At 60.0% G+C, this 19,373-nt stretch carries 12 protein-coding genes, 1 tRNA gene and 2 pseudogenes; 12 read left to right on the plus strand and 3 right to left on the minus strand.

Annotated elements, in window-relative coordinates:
• Positions 1-63: 63 nt before the first annotated feature.
• Positions 64-289 (minus strand): annotated as a pseudogene (locus NKI67_RS07925) (tetratricopeptide repeat protein); the annotation flags it as partial.
• 216 nt (positions 290-505) lie between these two features.
• On the opposite strand from NKI67_RS07925, the gene NKI67_RS07930 reads away from it, so the two are divergent.
• Entirely contained in the window at positions 506-3,805 is a 3,300-nt protein-coding gene (locus tag NKI67_RS07930) for an adenylate/guanylate cyclase domain-containing protein (RefSeq protein ID WP_023675974.1), read from the plus strand.
• Positions 3,806-3,824: 19 nt separating this feature from the next.
• Positions 3,825-4,505, plus strand: coding sequence for a redoxin domain-containing protein (locus NKI67_RS07935; RefSeq protein ID WP_023675975.1), 681 nt, complete (start codon positions 3,825-3,827; stop codon positions 4,503-4,505).
• 81 nt (positions 4,506-4,586) lie between these two features.
• On the opposite strand, the gene NKI67_RS07940 is transcribed toward NKI67_RS07935, so the two are convergent.
• A complete protein-coding gene (locus NKI67_RS07940) occupies positions 4,587-7,610 on the minus strand; it encodes a trifunctional glycosyltransferase/class I SAM-dependent methyltransferase/polysaccharide deacetylase (RefSeq protein WP_245274666.1) in 3,024 nt (1,007 codons plus the stop codon).
• A gap of 110 nt (positions 7,611-7,720) precedes the next feature.
• On the opposite strand from NKI67_RS07940, the pseudogene NKI67_RS07945 reads away from it, so the two are divergent.
• The 6 genes and pseudogenes from NKI67_RS07945 to NKI67_RS07970 all read left to right on the plus strand — a co-directional run.
• Positions 7,721-7,866, plus strand: a pseudogene (locus tag NKI67_RS07945) (IS110 family transposase); the annotation flags it as partial.
• A gap of 612 nt (positions 7,867-8,478) precedes the next feature.
• Complete coding sequence (locus NKI67_RS07950; RefSeq protein WP_031211579.1) at positions 8,479-9,144, plus strand: DUF3450 domain-containing protein; 666 nt, start codon at positions 8,479-8,481, stop codon at positions 9,142-9,144.
• 94 nt (positions 9,145-9,238) lie between these two features.
• On the plus strand, positions 9,239-11,809 hold the full coding sequence (locus NKI67_RS07955; protein WP_352644940.1) for an OmpA family protein: 2,571 nt from the start codon (positions 9,239-9,241) through the stop codon (positions 11,807-11,809).
• Positions 11,810-11,824: 15 nt separating this feature from the next.
• Entirely contained in the window at positions 11,825-12,316 is a 492-nt protein-coding gene (locus NKI67_RS07960) for a Rab family GTPase (RefSeq protein WP_245274668.1), read from the plus strand.
• 3 nt (positions 12,317-12,319) lie between these two features.
• A complete protein-coding gene (locus NKI67_RS07965; RefSeq protein ID WP_352644942.1) occupies positions 12,320-13,390 on the plus strand; it encodes an adenylate/guanylate cyclase domain-containing protein in 1,071 nt (356 codons plus the stop codon).
• Positions 13,391-13,830: 440 nt separating this feature from the next.
• Complete coding sequence (locus NKI67_RS07970) at positions 13,831-16,056, plus strand: mechanosensitive ion channel family protein (protein WP_023675982.1); 2,226 nt, start codon at positions 13,831-13,833, stop codon at positions 16,054-16,056.
• Positions 16,057-16,188: 132 nt separating this feature from the next.
• On the opposite strand, the gene NKI67_RS07975 is transcribed toward NKI67_RS07970, so the two are convergent.
• Positions 16,189-16,263: transfer RNA gene (locus NKI67_RS07975), tRNA-Gly, on the minus strand.
• A 230-nt stretch (positions 16,264-16,493) separates the two neighbouring features.
• Here NKI67_RS07975 and NKI67_RS07980 point away from each other — a divergent pair.
• From NKI67_RS07980 to NKI67_RS07995, 4 genes are all read left to right on the plus strand, one after another.
• The gene (locus NKI67_RS07980; RefSeq protein WP_023675983.1) at positions 16,494-16,991 is read left to right on the plus strand and encodes a prolyl-tRNA synthetase associated domain-containing protein; all 498 of its coding nucleotides are present in this window, start codon (positions 16,494-16,496) and stop codon (positions 16,989-16,991) included.
• Between the two features lie 85 nt (positions 16,992-17,076).
• On the plus strand, positions 17,077-18,069 hold the full coding sequence (gene trxA, locus NKI67_RS07985) for a thioredoxin (RefSeq protein ID WP_023675984.1): 993 nt from the start codon (positions 17,077-17,079) through the stop codon (positions 18,067-18,069).
• A gap of 163 nt (positions 18,070-18,232) precedes the next feature.
• Positions 18,233-18,904: an LON peptidase substrate-binding domain-containing protein gene (locus NKI67_RS07990; protein ID WP_023675985.1), complete on the plus strand. Its 672-nt coding sequence runs from the start codon at positions 18,233-18,235 to the stop codon at positions 18,902-18,904.
• Between the two features lie 204 nt (positions 18,905-19,108).
• On the plus strand, positions 19,109-19,348 hold the full coding sequence (locus NKI67_RS07995) for a Trm112 family protein (protein ID WP_023675986.1): 240 nt from the start codon (positions 19,109-19,111) through the stop codon (positions 19,346-19,348).
• Positions 19,349-19,373: the final 25 nt, after the last annotated feature.

Below are 19,373 nucleotides of genomic sequence, written 5' to 3' on the forward strand. Positions count from 1 at the left end.
CGGGGAGCCTCTAGCGTCTGATCCGGCCGCATAGGCCTCACCTGTCATTGCACCGCACCGCCCCTTGCGGAGCCCATCCACCACGTGTTCGAAATCGACCGGTTCTTGTAGGGCAAGACTTTGCTACGGTATTCCAACGAATAGTCGGGATTGACGCGAAGCACCTCCTGCCATGCCGCGCGGGCTTCGGCGAAACGGCCCAGATGGCCGTAGCTGCGGGCCGGAAGCGCGCGAGACGTCGGTGACAGCGTTGCGAGTCAGCCCGTTGCATCAAGAGGTCAACGGCCTCTCATCTTCATGATAGCAGGAAGACGGAGGGTAAGAGGGAACTTTCGCAGACGACGGCCACGCAGCCGCCCGAATGGGCAGCGCTCTGCCACCGGACCCACACGGATCGCTCGCTGCCGCTTGCCCGTCGACGACTATCGGTGCATCCTTGTGAATAGTCTGGCCGTGAAGTGCGGGCGAGATCACGCCGTCACGGCCACTAGTGAGGTCTTGTTCGATGGACTGCTCGGGCTGCGGTTTCGAGATTGAGGGCGGTTACGCCTTCTGTCCGAGGTGTGGCAGGCGCCAGCCCGTGCCATGCGCCAGTTGCGGCTACACCTGCGCACCTGATTTCGAGTTCTGTCCGAAATGTGGGGCAAGCGTCGGTGCGCCCGCAAAAGCCGTCGAACGGCCTGCTCCGGCACCAAGCCGGACCATTGTGCCGCCTTCTCGAACTCCGTCGCTGCTTCCGAACATCGAAAGCGAAGAAGGGCTGCATCCCGTCTCTGACGCCGATCGCCGGACGGTAACGGTCCTGTTCGCCGACCTTTGCGGCTTTACGACACTCAGCGAGCAGCTCGACCCCGAGGTCATGCAAGCGCTGCAGAACAAACTGTTCAAGGAATTGACGGCGGCCGTGCGAAACTTTGGTGGTTTCGTCGACAAATTCATCGGCGATGCACTGCTCGCTTTGTTCGGTGCGCCGGTCGCGCATGAGGACGATCCGGAACGTGCGCTTCGCGCCGCTCTCGACATGATCGCCCGGACGGCGCGGCTCGGCGAAAGCACCCCCCACTCCGGCTCGCCTCTGTTACTCCACATCGGCATAAACACTGGTCCGGTCGTTACTGGCGGATTGGGCATCGGCACCGCCAGATCCTATTCCGTGACCGGCGACACAGTGAATACGGCGCAACGCCTGCAATCGCTGGCCGCACCGGGTGAGGTGCTGGTAGGCGAGCTCACTCACAGGCTGACCCGGCATGCCTTCTCTTACGAGTCGCTGGGTGATGTCGTGTTTCGCGGCAAGGCTGGCAGCGTGCTCGTTCATCGACTGGACGCACCGCTAGCGGTGCCGCGTGCAGCGCGCGGGCTCGAGGCGCTCGGCCTCAGTGCGCCGCTAATAGGTCGTGGTGCGGAGCTCAATAGAATGATGGCGAGCCTTGACCAGGCGTGCGGCGGCTCGGCCCAACTTGTCCGCCTCGTCGGAGAAGCCGGCATCGGGAAATCGCGGCTGGTGAAGGAGTTCGTCGCCCGCGTCGGCGACGAGGAGCGTTTTCGCAACGTTGCCGTGCGGCAGGCCACGTGCTCACCGCTGGGTGAACAATCTTTTGGCGCCTTGGGCGCAGTGGTGCGCAGCGCTGCCGGGATGATGCAAAACGACAATGGGGACGAAATGCGGGGGAAGCTCGCAGGCTTGCTTGCCGATCTCGGCCTGCAGGGCGAGGAGGCGAAGCGGCTGATGCCTTTGCTCTACCATGTGCTTGGCCTTGGCGACCCCGATGCCACCTTGCAGCATGTCGAGCCCGAGCAGCTGCGGCGGCAAATTCTCTACGCAGTCCGCACAATCATCGAACGGCGGCTTGCGTTGTCGCCGCTATTGATTGTCGTCGAAGACCTGCACTGGGCCGACGCCGTGTCGCTCGAGGCACTACGTTTCGTGATGGACAGGTTGGAACGCACGCGGTTGATGTTGCTGGTCACGCATCGTCCGGCGCCGGACAACGACCAGCTCGACTCAAGTCGGGTCAGTCACACAGCGCTCAGGCTTCCGCCACTCAACAATGATGACGGACGCAGCCTGCTGGCAGCGCTTTTCGGCGAGAGCTGGGTAAGCTCCGCGGGAGGGCTTCTCGACCAGATCCTCGAGCGCGCGGGCGGCAACCCCCTTTTTGTGGAGGAAATCGTTCGCGGCCTTATCGATCGCGGTGTACTGATGCGAGAGGGCCAGCGATGGCGGACTGTGGCAGGCGAAGTCGCAACCGGCATCCCCGCCACTATCCAGGCAATGTTGCTTGCCCGCGTCGACCGGCTGCCCCAAGAGGTGCGCCGGTTGGCCCAGGAGGCCGCGGTAATCGGCCCGCGCTTCGATGCCACACTTCTGAAAACCGTGACAGCCGACCCCGGCCGGCTCGAAGCCGGCTGCGAACTGCTTTGCGATGCGGAAATCATCGAGGAAGTTGCCGGATCAGGCTCGGTCTCGTCTCAAATCTACCGCTTTACGCAAACATTGCTGCAGGACGTGATCTACCAGAATCTGCTCCTGCAACGCCGGACCGAAATCCACGGGCGGATCGGTGCTGCCTTGGAGCAACTGTGCGGCGACGAGCCGGAACGGCTCGAGGATTTGACCGTGCTCGGTCATCATTTTGCACAGAGCGCCGAGCGGGAGAAGGGCGCGCATTACCTGCAGGCGGCAGGCGATCGCGCTCGCATGATATATGCCAACGACGACGCCCTTCGTTTCTACGAGCGAGCACTGGCTGCGTTGGGCGCGATCGGGCAAACACCGCTCAAACTGGCAATTGCAGAGCGCATTGCCGATTTGAGCGGCCCGGCAGGCCGCCGCGAGATCGCGCACCACCACTACGAGACGGTGTTGCAGGCATACCGCGAGTCGGCCAATCGCGTCGCCTCGGCGCGAGTTTTGCGTAAGATCGGTCGGCTACTCTGGGATGTCGGCAAGCGGGACAAGGCAGAACCCCGCTATGCTGAGGCGGCAGCGCTCCTCGATGGAGCGGATGCCCCGATCGAGCAGGCGCATCTGTGGCAAGAACGTGGCCGACAGGCGTTCCGTAGCGGAGATCACGCTCTCGCGGCAAAATGGGCAGACGCGGCGCTGGATTGCGTAGGCACACTGACAACGGAGCATGTCTCCGAGGTAAGGTGTGATGCCACTCTTGTGACCGCCGAGGCACTCAATACCAAGGCTGTCGCGCTGGCTCGCCTTGGGCGAAACCGTGAGGCCGTGCGTCAGGTTGAGCGTAGCATTGAATTGGCCGAAGCCGCCGGTCTGCTGGGCGCGGCCTGCCGCGGCTACACCAATCTCGGCGTGCTTTACACGACCATCGATCCCGCAAAGGCGATGGAGGTCTGTCGGCGCGGTCTTGAAGTGGCGCGCCGTATTGGTGATTTGGGTTTCCAGGCGCGCCTCCTCGCCAATCTGGCGGTCGCTTGTTGTACTTTCACGGATCGCTGTCCAACGGAGGGCGTGCCTGCTGCCGAGAAGGCCATCGAGATCGACCGGGCGCTCGACCAGCGCGAGCACCTGCCGGTGCCGTTGATCGTGCTTGGGCAGATCCACCAGTGCAACGGCCGTCCGGACCTGGCGGTTGGGTTGTTCCACGAAGCACTGGACGTAGCTCGCGAAACGGGCGAACCCCAACTGCTGTTTCCGTGTTATGATGGTCTCGCAACGCTTAATCTCGACCTCGACAATCTGGCCGAGGCCGAACGCTACTTTTCCCTGGCGCAGGGTATATGCGCCCAGCACGGGCTCGACCCGGAAGCGCTTGTGGTGCTGCCTTTTCTCGACTAGCCGGGGTTGGAGGTTGGAAATGTCCGCGCGTAGTGACTTGGTGCCGCTTCAACCGGGCGACCGTGCGCCAAACGTGGTACTCGACGCCATTACCCAGGAAGGCAAGATCGCGCTTGACGATTTTCGCGGCCAAAAACCGGTGCTGGTCGGCCTGTTTCGAGGTCTGCATTGCGCGTTTTGCCGGCGCCATATCGCCGCCCAGGCGCGGCTTGATCCGGAGCTGCGCGAAAAGGGGGTGGAGAGCCTGACGGTGGTCAACACGCCGATCGAACGGGCGCGTCTCTATTTCCGCTACCATCCGATGCCGAATCTGCTTGCGGCCTCCGATCCTGAACGCGCTTCACATCGTGCTTTTGGACTGCCCAATCTCGAATTCACCCAAAACGAGACGAACTGGCCGTACAAGGTCTCGATGGCAGCGGCAAAGGATATGCGGGTCGACATACCAGGCGAGTTGCCCGGTCCTATGGATCCTCTTGCGGCCAGCGAAATCCTCAACAAGAGGGACCACTACGAGCTGACCGAAGCCGACGAGCAGATGCTAGCAACGGGACACGGACAATTGGTCGGTCAGTTCCTGCTGGACCGGCAGGGGATCGTCCGCTGGAGCTTCACGGAGGTTCCAGAGGGTGGGCGATACATGTTTGGGGCGCCAAGCCCGCAGGAGCTGATGTCAGCCGTATCCCAAGTCGCCCAATAGACTTGCGAACGAGGTAAGCGGGCGGGACACCGAATAAAAAGCGGAACCAATTTGTTACAAATCTACTGACAAGTTCACCGTTCATGCGAGCACGGCCTCGACTTTGCCAACAAAATCATCGAGCGAGTGATCTCCGCGAATCTCGATGCGCGGAAGGTCGATGGGATCGCAATCGAGGTCCGCCGGCCCGTGTCTGCCGCCGAAGCCGATTCGATAGCCGCACTCCTTGGCCAGCCTGCCAAGCCGTCGGTCGGTGACAGAGAAGGGTGCCGCGAACGCCGTGGTTGGCCGACCGGTCCATCGTTCGATGAACATACGAGAGCGCAGGAGCTCGGCGGCCAAGTCAGAGCTCGACAGACCATCGATCGCGCGATGCGTCGCCAGATGGCTTCCGAAGAACGCACCTTCGCCGGCGAGGCGTCGCACCGTCCCGGCGTCCATAAGCTGCGTCGGCGGGCCGCTGTAGGCGTCCCATTGTGCACTTTCACCCACCAAGTCCGTCACCAGGAACACTTCCGCGGTCAGGTCGTTCGTGCGCAAGGCCGGCCAGGCATGGTCGGCAAAGTTCTGGAAGCCGTCATCGAACGTGATGAGCACTGGGCGGCCAACGAAAGGCTGACGGTTGACGATGAACCATTCCAGCTGCTCGGACCTAATCGCGTGAAAGCCATTGGCGCGCAGCCATGCCATTTGGCTGGCGAATGCGGCGGGCGCGAGCCGAAAACGGGCGAGCGCGGCCGGACCTTCATCGGCGACGCTGTGATACATGAGGACGGGGATACGCTGCCGCCGCTCGCTATGTGCCACGTCGCGGCGCAAGGCCCGCGCCCCGCCCCAGACGATATTTCGCGCGACCCCGATTTCAACGGGTGCGCGGATTGGCACATGATCTACCATTGGTTCCGTCGCCACGTCGCCTGGTGACAGGCGGCGGAAGCGGTCTATGCGGTAGAGCTCGGTCTGGATCGATTGCTCGAGGACGAGGCCGTCGGTCGCTGCCAGCGTTTCTGAGATCGCTTGTGCACCGAATGTGTTCCAGTCGAAGCCCGTCCTTCCAACATTGTCTCGTAGCACGAATGCGTGTGCGCTGATGAAACTGCCGCCAGGCGCCAACGCCTCAATGAGTTTTTTGGCGATGCGCCGCACATCGGCGAGATCATCCAGGTAGTAGAGCACTTCCGAACACACGATCAGATCCATTTCGCCCGGCAGCGTGTCCGCAGAGAAATCCAGTAAGCCGAACTCAACATTCGGCTGATCGCTGCATCGCGCGCGCGCCCGTCCGACGGCTACGGCGGAGATGTCAGTTGCGGTCAAATGGCCCACGCGCGGCGCCAGCTGCCGCGTGAAGTGGCCCTCCGCGCAGGCCAGCTCAAGCGCCCGTCCGATGGGACCGGCAGGCAGAATTTCGAGCTGCCGCTCATATTTTTCCTGCTCATAGGGCGAACCGTAGTTCCAGGGATCCTCGGTCGCGAAATGGCGATTCCAGAAAGATGTGCGATCATTGTCGCGCCCATCCGCGGCCCGTGCACGGCGCGGCGCTGTAAAAGGCTCTTTAGTTTCGGCGCTCGACCGAACCAGCGCCTGCGCGTCCGCGGCCAATCCCGCGAGTTTGCCGAAATGGCTGTCCCGATCAGACCGGCGTCCCGCCATGGACAACAATGCCTCGGCTGCAAACATGTTTGACTTGTCGGCACCGGCGCCCTTTTGCGGTGCATCTACAGGCGATCGCCTCGCAAGTCGCGCGGCACTGTGCATAGGCCGCTCAGGGGGCACGAAATTCAGGATCAATTCAATCCAATGACGCCTTGTCACTCTCCCGAGTACGCCGAACTGCACGAGAGCCTCGATCTGGCCATCCATCATCAGATGGGCATAGATTTGATCGATTCCTTCCGGCACTTCGATCGAGGCCGGATTTCGCGCGTCGACACGAATTCCAAGTGTCCGCGCCAGCCTGCGCGGCGCGGCAAGATCGTCGACATCGAGCAGCATTTGCTCAAAGTGATACTGCACGCGGCGAGCCGCGTCGGGATTATTCCAGACCTTGCCGAGTTCGATGATCAACTCGGTGAGGGAGCCGCCGAACCTGTCCCACCTGGCAGCCAATTGCGCTGGCACCGACAGGCTTCCTACCATAAGGCCATCGACGGCCACCTTGGCGATCTCACGCGCCCACTTACGTCCTGCCGGGAGCGTGCGCAGGGACTGCGGGTTGATCGAGCGCGAGCCGCAGCCGCAATCCGATGCGGCGTTCCACAACGCGAACCACGCGAGTGCTTCTGAAGCGGTGTGGCCATTCGCGTCGGTCGCTCCATTGGCGTGAGCCGATGCCGGGTGTTTGACCCTGGGATCGGCGGAAAAGCCGCGGGCGATCACGATTTCCGCATCTGCCAGCATCTGCGTCGAATTGCGGCTGAGCGAGTTGGGGCTGACCCGATAAAAAGCGAGCGGCTCGTCGACCATCACCCAATGTTTGCCTAGACGTGCGAGGCGCTGCCACAGATCCCAGTCCTCGCAGGTGCGCAGCGACACATCGAAGCCGCCCAACTCGGCAATTGTCTTCCGGTCGACGAGCAGCGCGTGAGTGCGGATCGCGCACCGGCGCGCGAATGTTTCGAAGGGCTGGATCGCAACCTCCGTCGCGATGCTCGACTGGGTGAGTTCGCCATCGGGCATCACGCGCCGGGAACCGCAATAGGCGGCGACCGCATCGGGCGCGGCTTCAAGTGCGGCCAGCATTTTCGCAAGGAAGCTGGCATCCACCCAATCGTCCGCATCCAGAAACATGAGCCAGTGGCCGCGCGCTGTCGACATCCCGATATTGCGCGCGCCGGCGGCGCTATACGCGCAAGAGCTCAACGTCCGAAACCGGGCATCGTGCTCCACATAACCGGCGATGATCGCGGGGGTGCGGTCCGTGGAGGCGTCGTCGACGATGATCGCCTCCCAATCCACTATTTCCTGATCGAGAAGGCAATCGAGTGCGCGCGCCAGCGTTACCTCCGCGTTGTGCGCAGGAACCACGATTGAAACCAAGGGATTATGCGCCACGCCGTGTAACCCGCGCGTTGGTTCGAAGGTAGAACAAGAGTCCCGAAACATATCCGGCGATTTCCTGCCAAAGGAAACGGTCCTCAGGGACGCTGCGTCCAAACAGTCTCCTGCGAACTCTTCCGAGCCGCCGCGACGCCGCCATTTGGCTGCAGAGCGAGCTTGCTCCTGTCGTGCTACCGAAGTTGGAAGCCTGGCACAGCATTCGCATCCGTGCCGCCGAGCTTGGGCGCCAGCTGTCGCAGATGCACGTCAAAGCCAAGCATGCCGCATACTCATGTCGATCCCCGGAGTCGGCGCCATGACCACAGGCGGCGGTCCCGGGCACCGTATGAGTGCAATAGCTATGGCAACCTGACGTCTTTTGCAATTGGGGGCGCAACAAATGCCGCCCACTGAAGCTTTGGTGTGAATGACTGCAGTTATTGGGACTGTCGCTCCCCTCCTATCGACCGAAACGCCTCGATTCCGAGGTGCATTCTCGAACAGCCATTCTCCGTGCGAAAGAAGACCTTCCTTCTACCGTTGGGCCCGCATCGGAAGCTGATCGTCGCAGTATACAGTCGGGTGCGAGACGGTACGTGGACCGCCAGACCAGCTACTTTAGACACTTCTAATGAGTCTGCGCTACTTAATTGCGCTCCAGTAGCTATAGCCTGACATTGTATTACTCATTTCGATAGTAGATTGCGTCCAATGATCGATTAGATTAGCCGGTTACGGCTGCTATCACAAAGAGATGCGAGAGCGACATCAATCGGAACTCGTGCATTTGCTGCTAGTCCAAGAGATGTAAAAGGGAGGCACGAATTGGCTTAAGCCAAGAAGATTCTGGCTTGCGAGCCGGGTATTTTGCTGGCATGCTTGCTGGTTTCTGAGTGGTGCACTGTGGCAATTGTTCAAAGAAGGGGGCATAAAGATGGCCAAGGAATCTTCGAATACCGCTTCTTCAGCAAATAAAGCGGACGCAAATCTGATAAGTAATGCAGACGGAAGCGGGCTGACCTTCATGGCGGGCCAGGCTCGCGAGAGCGGGGCCCCCGGCGACGCTGTAGGTGTCGACAAGATACGTGATCTGCTGTTCGGCAACCAGATGCAGGACTATGACCGCCGCTTTTCCAAGCTTGAAGAACGGGTCTTGCAGCGCTTCAAGGATGTCGAATCCGAGGCCAAGCGCAATCTTGAAATGTACGAGTCAAATGCAAAGAAGCAGGTCGACTCGCTTGCGGCGCAATTGCGGAACGAAAAAGACGCGCGAGCCGACGCCGATAAGGAGATTGATCGGAATCTTCGCGAGCAAAATCAGGCGCTCGAAAAGCAGGTGCGCGCGTTGTCGGATCAGTTGAGCGAGCTTGAGCGGGAAGTTGCGGACCGGATAAATCGAAACGATCATTTGCTGCGTGAGGAAATCAAGCAAAAGAATGAAAGCATTCAGATGCTGATGGAGAAAATGTTTTCCGATCTTGGCAATGTTAAGACCGACCGAAATCTTTTGGCTGGCCTGTTTGTCGAGGTTGCAAAATGTCTAAATCAGGATCCCGTCGGCAGCAAGAACAACTCGGAGCGTACCTGGAAAGTGAGTTGATCGGAACTTGACGTCGACTGTCGACCCAATCAGCCTCCCTCAAAGAGCAGCTTCGAACGATACAGAGATTGATCGCGAGGCTCTGGCTCGCCTTTTGATCGAAATTGCCCGGAACGTTGATCCGGACTATCGTGCGCGTCTCGACGGAATCCCAACCGCCGACCCTCGCATGGCAACGCTGCGCCAGTTGCTGGTCGGCCGCGAAATTTCGGAGCTTTCACGAGTTACGCACCTGCTCGACGAACCCGAGCAGCTTGCGGCTGCAGTGGGGAGCGTTCTCCCCCGTGCAGCCGCACGTGCGCCTCATGCGCAACTCGGAGAGGCCCTTGCGCCAGCTGTCGAGAGGGCCGTGCAACGGTCCATCCAGAAGAGCCCGCGTACGCTGACGGATATATTGTACCCGGTGTTTCTGCCGGCTATTCGCAAGTCGATCGGCGAAAAGATCGACCAGACCTTTCAATCGCTGAATGAAACTTTAAGACATATATTTACCTGGCATGGGCTCAAGTGGAGACTTGAAGCTTGGAGGACAGGAGCAAGCTTCTCAGAAGTTGTTCTTAAGCATTCTCTTGTCTATCGTGTGGAACATGTGTTTCTCATCAACCGCAATTCCGGGCTTTTGATAGCGCATGTAACTGCCGATAATGCAACTAGCGAAGACCCTCAACTCATTTCTTCTATGCTTAGTGCAATTCAAGATTTTGTAAAAGACTCATTTAACGAGAAAGGACAGAGTGGCCTGGACACTATTCGTTTCGGAGAGCTTCGTCTCTGGTCGGAAGTTGGACCGTTTGCGACCTTGGTTGCGGTGATCCGGGGAAATCCGCCGGAGGAATTACATGAAATAATTCGCGATGTATTGCTTCGCATCCATGATGAATGCTCACAGGCTCTAGAGCAGTTTGACGGCGACAGTTCGCAGTTGGCCGGCGTAGAGACGCAGTTGCAGACCTGCGTTGAACTGAAGCAGGAGGAATCAAACCAGGGATTTCCGTGGCTGGTAGTCGCTGCAGTCCTGCTGGTTTTGATTCCGGCAGGCGGTTGGTTCTTTCTTTCTTGGCAATCCGGGCAGCGCTGGCAGGCCTATGTGTCGCGACTGGGGACCCAGCCGGGCATCATCGTTGCCGAACAAAAGGTGCGCGATGGCCAATTCTATATTGCCGGCCTGAGAGACCCGCTTGCCGCCGACCCGCAGGCTCTGTTGGCCGGAACGCAGGTCGATCCCGCCCGCGTTCATTCGCAGTGGCAATTCTATCAGAGTCTTGATCCGGAGTTCGTGTTGAAGCGGCTAACGGCGTCGCTGGTTCCGCCGGATTCAGTACGACTTTCGATCGTCAATGATCGCATCGTTGCCGAGGGTGAGGCTCCCGACACCTGGATAGATCGGGCGCGCGCAGCGGCCCAACAACTTTCGGCAGGCGGACCGGAATTCGATATCTCCAGGGTTCGTGATGTGAGCCCCGAAGCACGCGCGGCGGAGCGCTGGCAGGCCTATGTGTCGCGACTGGAGGCCCAACCGGGAATCATCGTCGCCCAACAAACGGCGAGGGGCGGACATTTCTATATTTCCGGCCTGAGAGACCCGGAGGCCGCCGACCCGAAGGCTCTGCTGTCCGGAACAGGGGTCGATCCTGCTCGCGTTCATTCACAGTGGCAATTCTATCAGAGCCTTGATCCGAAGTTCGTCCTGAAGCGGCTGGTGGTGTCGCTGACCCCGCCGAAATCGGTTCGGCTTTCGATCGTCAATGATCGCATCGTTGCCGAGGGTGAGGCTCCCGACACCTGGATAGATCTCGCACGCGCAGCGGCCCGACAGCTTTCGGCAGGCGGACCGGAATTCGACATCTCCAGGGTTCGTGATGTGAGCCCCGAAGCACGCGCGGCGGAGCACTGGCAGACTTATGTGTCGCGACTGGAGGCCCAAGCGGGAATCATCGTCGCCCAACAAACGGCGAGGGGCGGACATTTCTATATTTCCGGCCTGAGAGACCCGCAGGCCGCCGACCCGAAGGCTCTGCTGTCCGGAACAGGGGTCGATCCTGCTCGCGTTCATTCACAGTGGCAATTCTATCAAAGCCTTGATCCGAAGTTCGTGGTGAAGCGGCTGATGGCGTCGCTGACTCCGCCGGATTCAGTACGGCTTTCGATCATCAAGGATCGCATCGTTGCCCAGGGTGAAGCTCCTGCCGCCTGGATAGATCGGGCGCGGGTCGCCGCCCAACAGCTGTCCGCGGACGGACTCTCTCTAGAAATCTCCGAGCTGCGTGAGTTGACCCCTCCGCAACTCACTCATTTGAGGGAGGCTATTCAAGCGGTCGACATTTTGTTCGATTCTGGCAAGGCTGTACCGGGACCAGAGCAACTGCCGGTTCTCGACAAATTGGCGAATCAGTTGAAGGAATTGGCCAAGGCCGCCCGCAAGGCAGGCGTAACAGCACAGTTCATGTTGACCGGCCATTCGGACGAGACGGGCCGTGAAACGGCCAAGTTGTCGATCAGCGCCGCGCGCGCGGAAACAGTTCGTGCGCTTCTCAAGAAGCGCGGCGTCGATCCGGAGTTGCTCTTGGTTCGCGGCGCGGGCACCTTTGAGCCAGCGGAGATTGAAAATAGCCGAACCGGGAACTCCGCCAACCGCAGAGTTTCGGTTACGGTAAACTTCCACTAGGCGGAGCCCAGGATATTGCAAAAGAAGATCTGCATGTTGGGCGGGTTCGCTGTCGGAAAGACCAGTCTGGTTCGCAGGTTTGTGCAAAGCATCTTTTCAGAAACCTACTTGACCACGGTGGGAGTGAAAATCGACAAGAAGAGCGTCGCATTCCCGGACAAAACCGTGGATCTGATTTTGTGGGATTTGGCCGGCGAAGACGATATCGGCTCATTCCGCGTCAGCTATGTGCGAGGTGCGAGTGGGCTCGTGCTTGTCGTCGATGGAACACGCGCTGCTACTCTTGCCGTGGCGCTCACGTTGCGCGAGCGGGCCGAGGCTGAATTCGGCGCTATGCCGTTTGTATTGCTGTTCAACAAATCCGATCTGGCCGATCGGTGGGCAATATCGGATAGTGAAATTGACGAACTGAGGCAACTTGGATGGCAAGTCTATCTAACAAGTGCGCTTTCGGGTGAGCATGTTGATGATGCGTTTCGTCAACTTGCTTCGATGGTCAGCAAATAAACCATGCACGTCTTGCCAAGAGAAGTTAAAAGCTGGATTTACGATTTCTTCTACAACGAGCGCTCGGTCGCATATCTGAAAATCGACGCCCAGCTTTGCATAGCTGCGAAGGGCGGTAACGTTAAACATTACGGACTCTCGTCAGTTCGCATAGGTAAGTCTGTTGCCGAGCAGCTTGAATTCATGGAAGGTTTGTTGCCCTGCCCGGAGCTTCCATATGATATGGCCATGGTCGAACTTCCCAGCGGGCGTGTCGCGGACCTCCATCTTTTTGCTGACAATGCCTGCGTGTGGCTGCTCTTTCTTGACGCCAATGCCGAACGCGACAATAGGCAGCGGCTTCAACAGAAGGCTTATGAAATGACGCTCCTGCAAGAGAGGGAGCGTCAACTCAACGAGAAATTACAATCGATGAACGAGGCGTTGAGGGCGAGCCAAGAGGGATTGTCGCGTGAATACCAGCGCGCCGAAGCCCTGCTCCTCAACATTCTTCCGGCGTCTATCGCGGAGCGGCTAAAAGCGCACGAAGAAATTGCAGACAACTACGCAGAGGTGAGTGTGCTTTTTGCCGACATCGTCGGTTTTACGGAAAGAGCGCGGAACGTCGGAGCCGTGACGACGCTCGCTATTTTAAATTACTTCTTCAAAGCGGCGGATCTGCTCTCGGAGCGATACGGCTGCGAAAAGATCAAGACAATCGGCGATTGTGTGATGGTGGTCGCTGGCCTGCCCGCCGCGCGATCCGATCATGCGGAAGCCCTTGCGCACTATGCGCTTGAACTGCGGAAGGCGGTTAAGCTCGAACGCTTCGCAGGAGAACCGATAAGACTCAGAATTGGAATTCACTCAGGACCAATCGTGGCGGGCGTCATAGGCAAAAGGCGGTTTGCCTATGACCTATGGGGCGACACCGTTAATCTCGCCGCACGTATCCAAACGTCCGCGGAGCCCGATGAAATCCGTATTTCGGATGCAACTCATCAACTGCTTGGACCAAATTTTGCTTGCGACCCGCTCGAGGAAACGGAATTGCGTGGTACAGGTCGTGTGCGAATGTGGCGGCTCCCGGCCTGATTTGCCGCATGGCAGTGCCGACCCGGAAGCGCATTGCATCTCAAGCAACATCATGGTTTCGAATGTCCGCAGCGGTGCGCGAAGCAGTTGACCACCGAGCGACCGCCAAAGGTCTGTCCTGGTCAACTCAGGAAATCAGTTCCTGAGATTTAACGTCGATGCCCAGTTCATAGAACTGGCCGGAGGCCTGGGCCGAGGTCGGAATGCCCTGCCCCCGCGGCTAAATAAACACCGCCAAGTACCCGGCGCAACGGTCTGGCTCGGAACGATGACGTCTTGCACCGCAACATCGGTTTCTTCAAGGTAGGGCAACAACGGACATAGATGTCGTTGCTCGCCGATCTGACCGGAAGGTTAACAGCACGATGCCACTCATGACTCGACGATTGGGAGCCAGGAACCTGGCGCGCCCGGCACGGCGTCTCGGAGACCTGACTGCGATGTTTGCCCTGATTGCCAGGCCGCTCGTCTTTGGGATCGCCCTTTTGTTGGCTGGTCAGGCGCAGGCGCAGGCGCCGGCGACCGTCCCGCCTGAAAGGGTCAAACAGTTGTTCGAGCTTCTCGACGATCCGTCAGTGAAGGCCTGGGTGGCCGAACAGCGAAATCAGGACGCCGGGTCAACGGGAGCGCCCGCCGAGAGAGGGGCTTCGCCGACCGACGCATCGTCCGGCGCCGTGGCCGCACCAGGCCAGATGAATACGATGGCATCCTCGACGCTCGATGGAATCAGGCATCATATCGAAAGAATCGTGCGAACTTTGCCCTTGCTGCCAGGCCAGTTCGCGCGCGTTCGGGCAGAGACGATGGAGGATATGTCCAGCAAGGGGCCTGCCGGCGTATTTGTGCTGATTGCAATGTTCATCGCTGCCGGCCTGGCACTCACTTGGGCAACGTTCAAGCTCACCCGTCCATTTCGTCTTTGGATTATCGCGCAACCGAAGGATACGCCCGTTGGGCGAGCCAAGAAGATTGGTGGCCGCCTGCTTTATTCCAGCATGCTGATAGTCTCTTTCGCACTGGGCAGCGCCGGCGCGTTCATGTTGTTCGACTGGCCGATGCTTATCCGCGAGATTGTACTGACATTTCTGATGGCGGCAGTCGTTACATGGGGTGTGCGCATGTACGTCATGGCGATGCTCGTCCCTTCCTTCATGAACGTCGAGAACGCCGTCGAGGTTCGTGCTTTGCCGATCACCAACGAAGCGGCTGACCATTGGTCCTATTGGCTACCCCGGATCGTCGGCGTCTTCGCCTTCTTCGGCGCCGCGTTTATCCTCTTGCCAGGTCTCGGCATCGATCAGGACGGAATGATGGTCCTGTCACTGGGCGCCGATTTCGTGCTGCTGTTGCTCCTGCTGCTCGCCATTTGGCGTCGGCCAAGAACGCAGCGAGACGGTGCGCGCCACATCGGTCACACGGAAGCGACATGGCTATTGACTGCTTATTTCGTCGTCCTGTTCCTGCAGCGTATCGCCGGCCTTTATACATACTTCTGGTTCACCTTCGCCGCATTCTTCCTGCCTTTGGCAATCGTGGTGACGCAGCGCGGGGTTAATTTCGTTCTGCGGCCAGGTTCGGAAGATGTCGGCCGGCCCACGATCCCGGCGGTGACGATCGCTGTCATCGATCGCGGAATCCGAATGATTTTCATCCTGGCGGCGGCTTACCTTCTCGCACGTGTCTGGGGTCTGGACATGCAATCCATGCGGGACAGCGATACGACGACGACGTTCATATTGCGCGGCTTGATCAATGTCGTGGTCATTGCCCTCGCCGCCGACTTCGGCTGGTCGATCATCAAAGCTTTGATCGAACGAAAGCTGGGCATCGAAACACCGCACCCTGTGATCAGCGACGAGGACGTCCCGATCCTCGATCCGCAGCAGGCGCGGCTGCACACGCTCTTGCCGATCCTCCAGAATATTCTGCTCGCATCGATCATCGTGATGGCGGTGCTTATGATGCTCGCCTCGCTGGGTATCCAGATCGGCCCATTGATCGCCGGCGCTGGCGTCGTCGGCGTCGCCGTGGGCTTTGGGGCACAAACCATTGTCAAGGACGTCATTTCAGGCGTGTTTTTTCTGCTCGATGATGCGTTCCGTGTTGGCGAATACATTTCATCGGGCAATTACAAGGGTACTGTGGAAAGCTTTTCGCTGCGCTCGGTGAAGCTGCGCCACCATCGTGGTCCGCTGTTCACGATACCTTTCGGTGAACTCGGGGCAGTCCAGAACCAGAGCCGTGACTGGGTTATCGACAAATTCAACATCACCGTTGGTTATGACACTGATATCGACTTCGCTCGCAAGCTGATCAAGCGGATCGGCCTCGAACTGGCGGAAGATCCCGAGTTCAAACACTGGGTGCTCGACCCGATCAAGATGCAGGGCGTACAGGAGTTCGGCGAATACGGCATCGTATTGAGGGTCAAGGCCACAACCAAGCCGGGAGGCGCCTTCGGTATGAAACGCAAATTCTATGTACGCCTCCGCCAGGTCTTCAAGGAGCAGGGAATCGAACTCCCATTTCCGACCGTCCAGGTCCAGGGGCTACAGAACCAACATGGGGCAGAGAATGCACCGTTGGAGATCACGCCCGAGTTGAAAATGGCCGTCGCGCAGTCGCACACTATTCGGCGCAGAAAAAAAGCTAGCACAACGGAATAGAAAAGCTGCGACACCTGCTGGTCACAGTGCGGCTTTCCGCGCATCGCCCATGGCAGGGACACTCTTTTCGCCACGTAAGCAAAAGGCGCCCCGAAAGGCGCCTCTTAATCGCTTGGTTCCCCTCAAGGAAACTGGAGCGGGTGAAGCGATTCGAACGCTCGACCCCAACCTTGGCAAGGTTGTGCTCTACCCCTGAGCTACACCCGCTCGCGCGGCTTTTGGGCCGCAAGCCGCGCCTATATGGCTGAAGAGCGCGGCGATTGCAACAGGGAATTCGCAGGCTTTTTGCTTCGTCGGCAATGCGAACAAGCCTCCTGCGAGACGTCGCAAGGCAATCGCCCCCGCGTTGCGCGACGGGCTTGTCTTGGCAGCATCATTGGCCGTAAACGGCGTTAGTCGAACAAGCAGTTGAAAGCGGGCCATCAGAAGAAAGACCGATGCCGAAGACCGAAGCCGAACTTTTCGCCTTTCTCGCCGGACTCGGGATCGAAGTATCGACGCGGCGGCATCCGCCGCTGTTCACGGTCGCCGATTCGCAGGCGCTGCGCGGCGAGATTGCCGGCGGCCATACCAAGAACCTGTTCCTCAAGGACAAGAAGGACAATTTCTTCCTGGTCAGCGTCGGCGAGGAGGCGGTGGTCGATCTCAAGCATATACACCATCTGATCGGCGCTGCCGGGCGCGTGTCCTTCGGCCGGCCGGAGATGCTGATGGAGCTTCTCGGCGTCGTCCCGGGCGCGGTCACGGTGTTCGGGCTGATCAACGACACCGAGCGAAGGATCAAGGTCGTGTTGGACGAGGTGCTGATGAGCCATGCGGTGGTCAATGCCCACCCGCTGACCAACGAAGCGACGACTTCCATCGCTGCCGCGGACCTGGTCAAATTCGTCGAGGCAACCGGACATGATGCTGTTATCTTGAAAGTCTCGGCATGATCGCCACATGGGTGACTGAAACCGGGTTCTAAAGAAGGATGTTGCGCCCGTCCCTTGGCCGGCGGCGCGACCGAAAGGCGACGAGATGAGTGATAGCAACCCCTTTGGCGGCCCATTTGGCAGCAATGGCGGCCGGTATGCCACCACCGTGCAATATGGCGGCACCGATGCCGCGCGTGAGAAGGTCGCGCTTGCGGAGGCGCCGGCCGACGTAATCAAGGACACAACGACCGCTGGATTTGCCGCCGACGTGATCCAGGAATCGCGTCACCAGCCGGTGCTGGTCGATTTCTGGGCGCCGTGGTGCGGCCCTTGCAAGCAATTGACGCCGCTGCTGGAGAAGGCGGTGAAAGCCGCCGGTGGCAAGGTCAAGCTGGTCAAGATGAATATCGACGACCATCCATCGATCGCCGGCCAGCTTGGCATCCAGTCGATACCGGCGGTCATTGCCTTCAAGGACGGCCAGCCGGTCGACGGCTTCATGGGCGCCATTCCCGAGAGCCAGATCACGCAATTCATCCAGAAGGTCGGCGGCAAGAACGGCGGTGCGCCGCAAGTTGCCGAGGCGCTGGCCGCGGCCGCCGAAGCGCGCGACACCGGGGACGTGCAGACGGCGGCCGACATTTACGATGCCATCCTGGAACAGGCGCCGGAGACGATCGAGGCGATCGCTGGCTTGGGCGACCTGCTGTTCGAGGCCGGCGATGCCGAAGGTGCCGAGGCGGTGCTGGCGCGGGCGCCGGAAGCAAAGAAGGATGCGCCCCAGCTCGCCGCGCTGCGGGCCAAGATGGCGCTCGCCGCGCAAGCAGCAGTGCTCGGCAATCCGGCGGAACTGGAACGGCGGCTGGCCGAAAATCCCGGGGATCACCAGGCACGGTTCGAGCTTGCCATGATCCAGAACGCCAAGGGTGATCGCATGGCGGCGGCCGACAATCTGCTGGCGATCATCAAGGCCGACCGCTCGTGGAACGACGACGGCGCCAGAACCCAGTTGCTGCAGCTCTTCGAGGCATGGGGCATGACCGACGAAGCAACGCTGTCGGCACGGCGCAAACTGTCGTCGCTGCTGTTTTCCTGAGCCGGCGCAGACTGTTTTGTCGCGCGGGCTTGCGGTGGGCCGCGGCTGCGCCAGATTAGGTTTTCGGATGGCGTTCGATTTCAGGTTTCCGGTGTTGCGCCTTGTGCCGGCCGGGAGGAGACGGATTTGGTGCGCTTCCTGACAAAGCGATCGGAGGATTGAGGTGCAGGCGGGAAACGCGCATTACCGGCTCGCTGCGGACTTACCGTCGACCATGCCGATCTTTCCGCTTGAGGGCGCATTGCTGCTGCCGGGAGGCCGCATGCCGCTCAACATCTTCGAGCCGCGCTATCTGCAGATGGTCGACGAGGCGATCGCCGGGCCGCGGCTGATCGGCATGATCCAGCCCAGCCTTGACGGTGCGCTGCGTCCCGACGGCGAGCCGGAGCTCTGCAATGTCGGCTGCGCCGGGCGCATCATTGCGCTGTCCGAGAGCGGCGACGGCCGTTACCTGATTTCGCTGCAGGGCGTGTGCCGGTTCCGTATTGTACAGGAGCTCACGGTCAAAACACCCTTCCGGCAGTGCCGGTTGGCACCCTTTCTCGCCGATCTCGACGAGGAGCAGGCAGACGCCGAGATCGACCGGCCGGCGCTGCTCAAAGCGTTTCGCGCCTATCTGCAGGCTAACGATCTGGAGGCCGACTGGGAAAGCGTCAGCCGCGCCGAAAACGCCATGCTGGTCAACGCACTGTCGATGATGGCGCCCTACGGGCCGGCCGAGAAACAGGCGCTGCTCGAAGCGGCCGATCTGAAGACACGCGCCGAGACCCTGATCGCCATCACCGAAATGGCGCTGGCGCGCGACAATGAGGATTTCGGTTCGAGTTTGCAGTAGGTTCTTGCCTTCTCCCCTTGTGGGAGAAGGTGGATCGGCGCGCAGCGCCGAGACGGTTGAGGGGTACTGGACGGAGTGCCGTCGGTGCCAAGCTGGAACACCCCTCATCCGACCGAACTTCGCTCGGCCACCTTCTCCCACAAGGGGAGAAGGAAGTTCGCGCTCGAAACCTTAACCCGATTGCCCTGTGGAAGGACAAACCAAATGGCGGATGGACGTGACGGGAACAGGACTGTCGACCCCAAGCTGCTGGAACTCTTGGCCTGCCCGCTGACCAAGGGGCCGCTTGCCTGGGATCCGGAGCGCGGCGAGCTTATCTCGCGGGTGGCAAAGCTTGCCTATCCGGTGCGGGACGGCATTCCGATCATGCTGCCATCGGAAGCGCGTGTCATCACCATAGATGATGCCATGCCACCGCCGCCGCGCCTGGGTGGAACGCCCTGAGTGCTGCGGTTCAGAGCCGCTCCGT

It is taken from the genome of Mesorhizobium sp. M0408 (assembly GCF_040321495.1).
Lineage (GTDB): Bacteria > Pseudomonadota > Alphaproteobacteria > Rhizobiales > Rhizobiaceae > Mesorhizobium.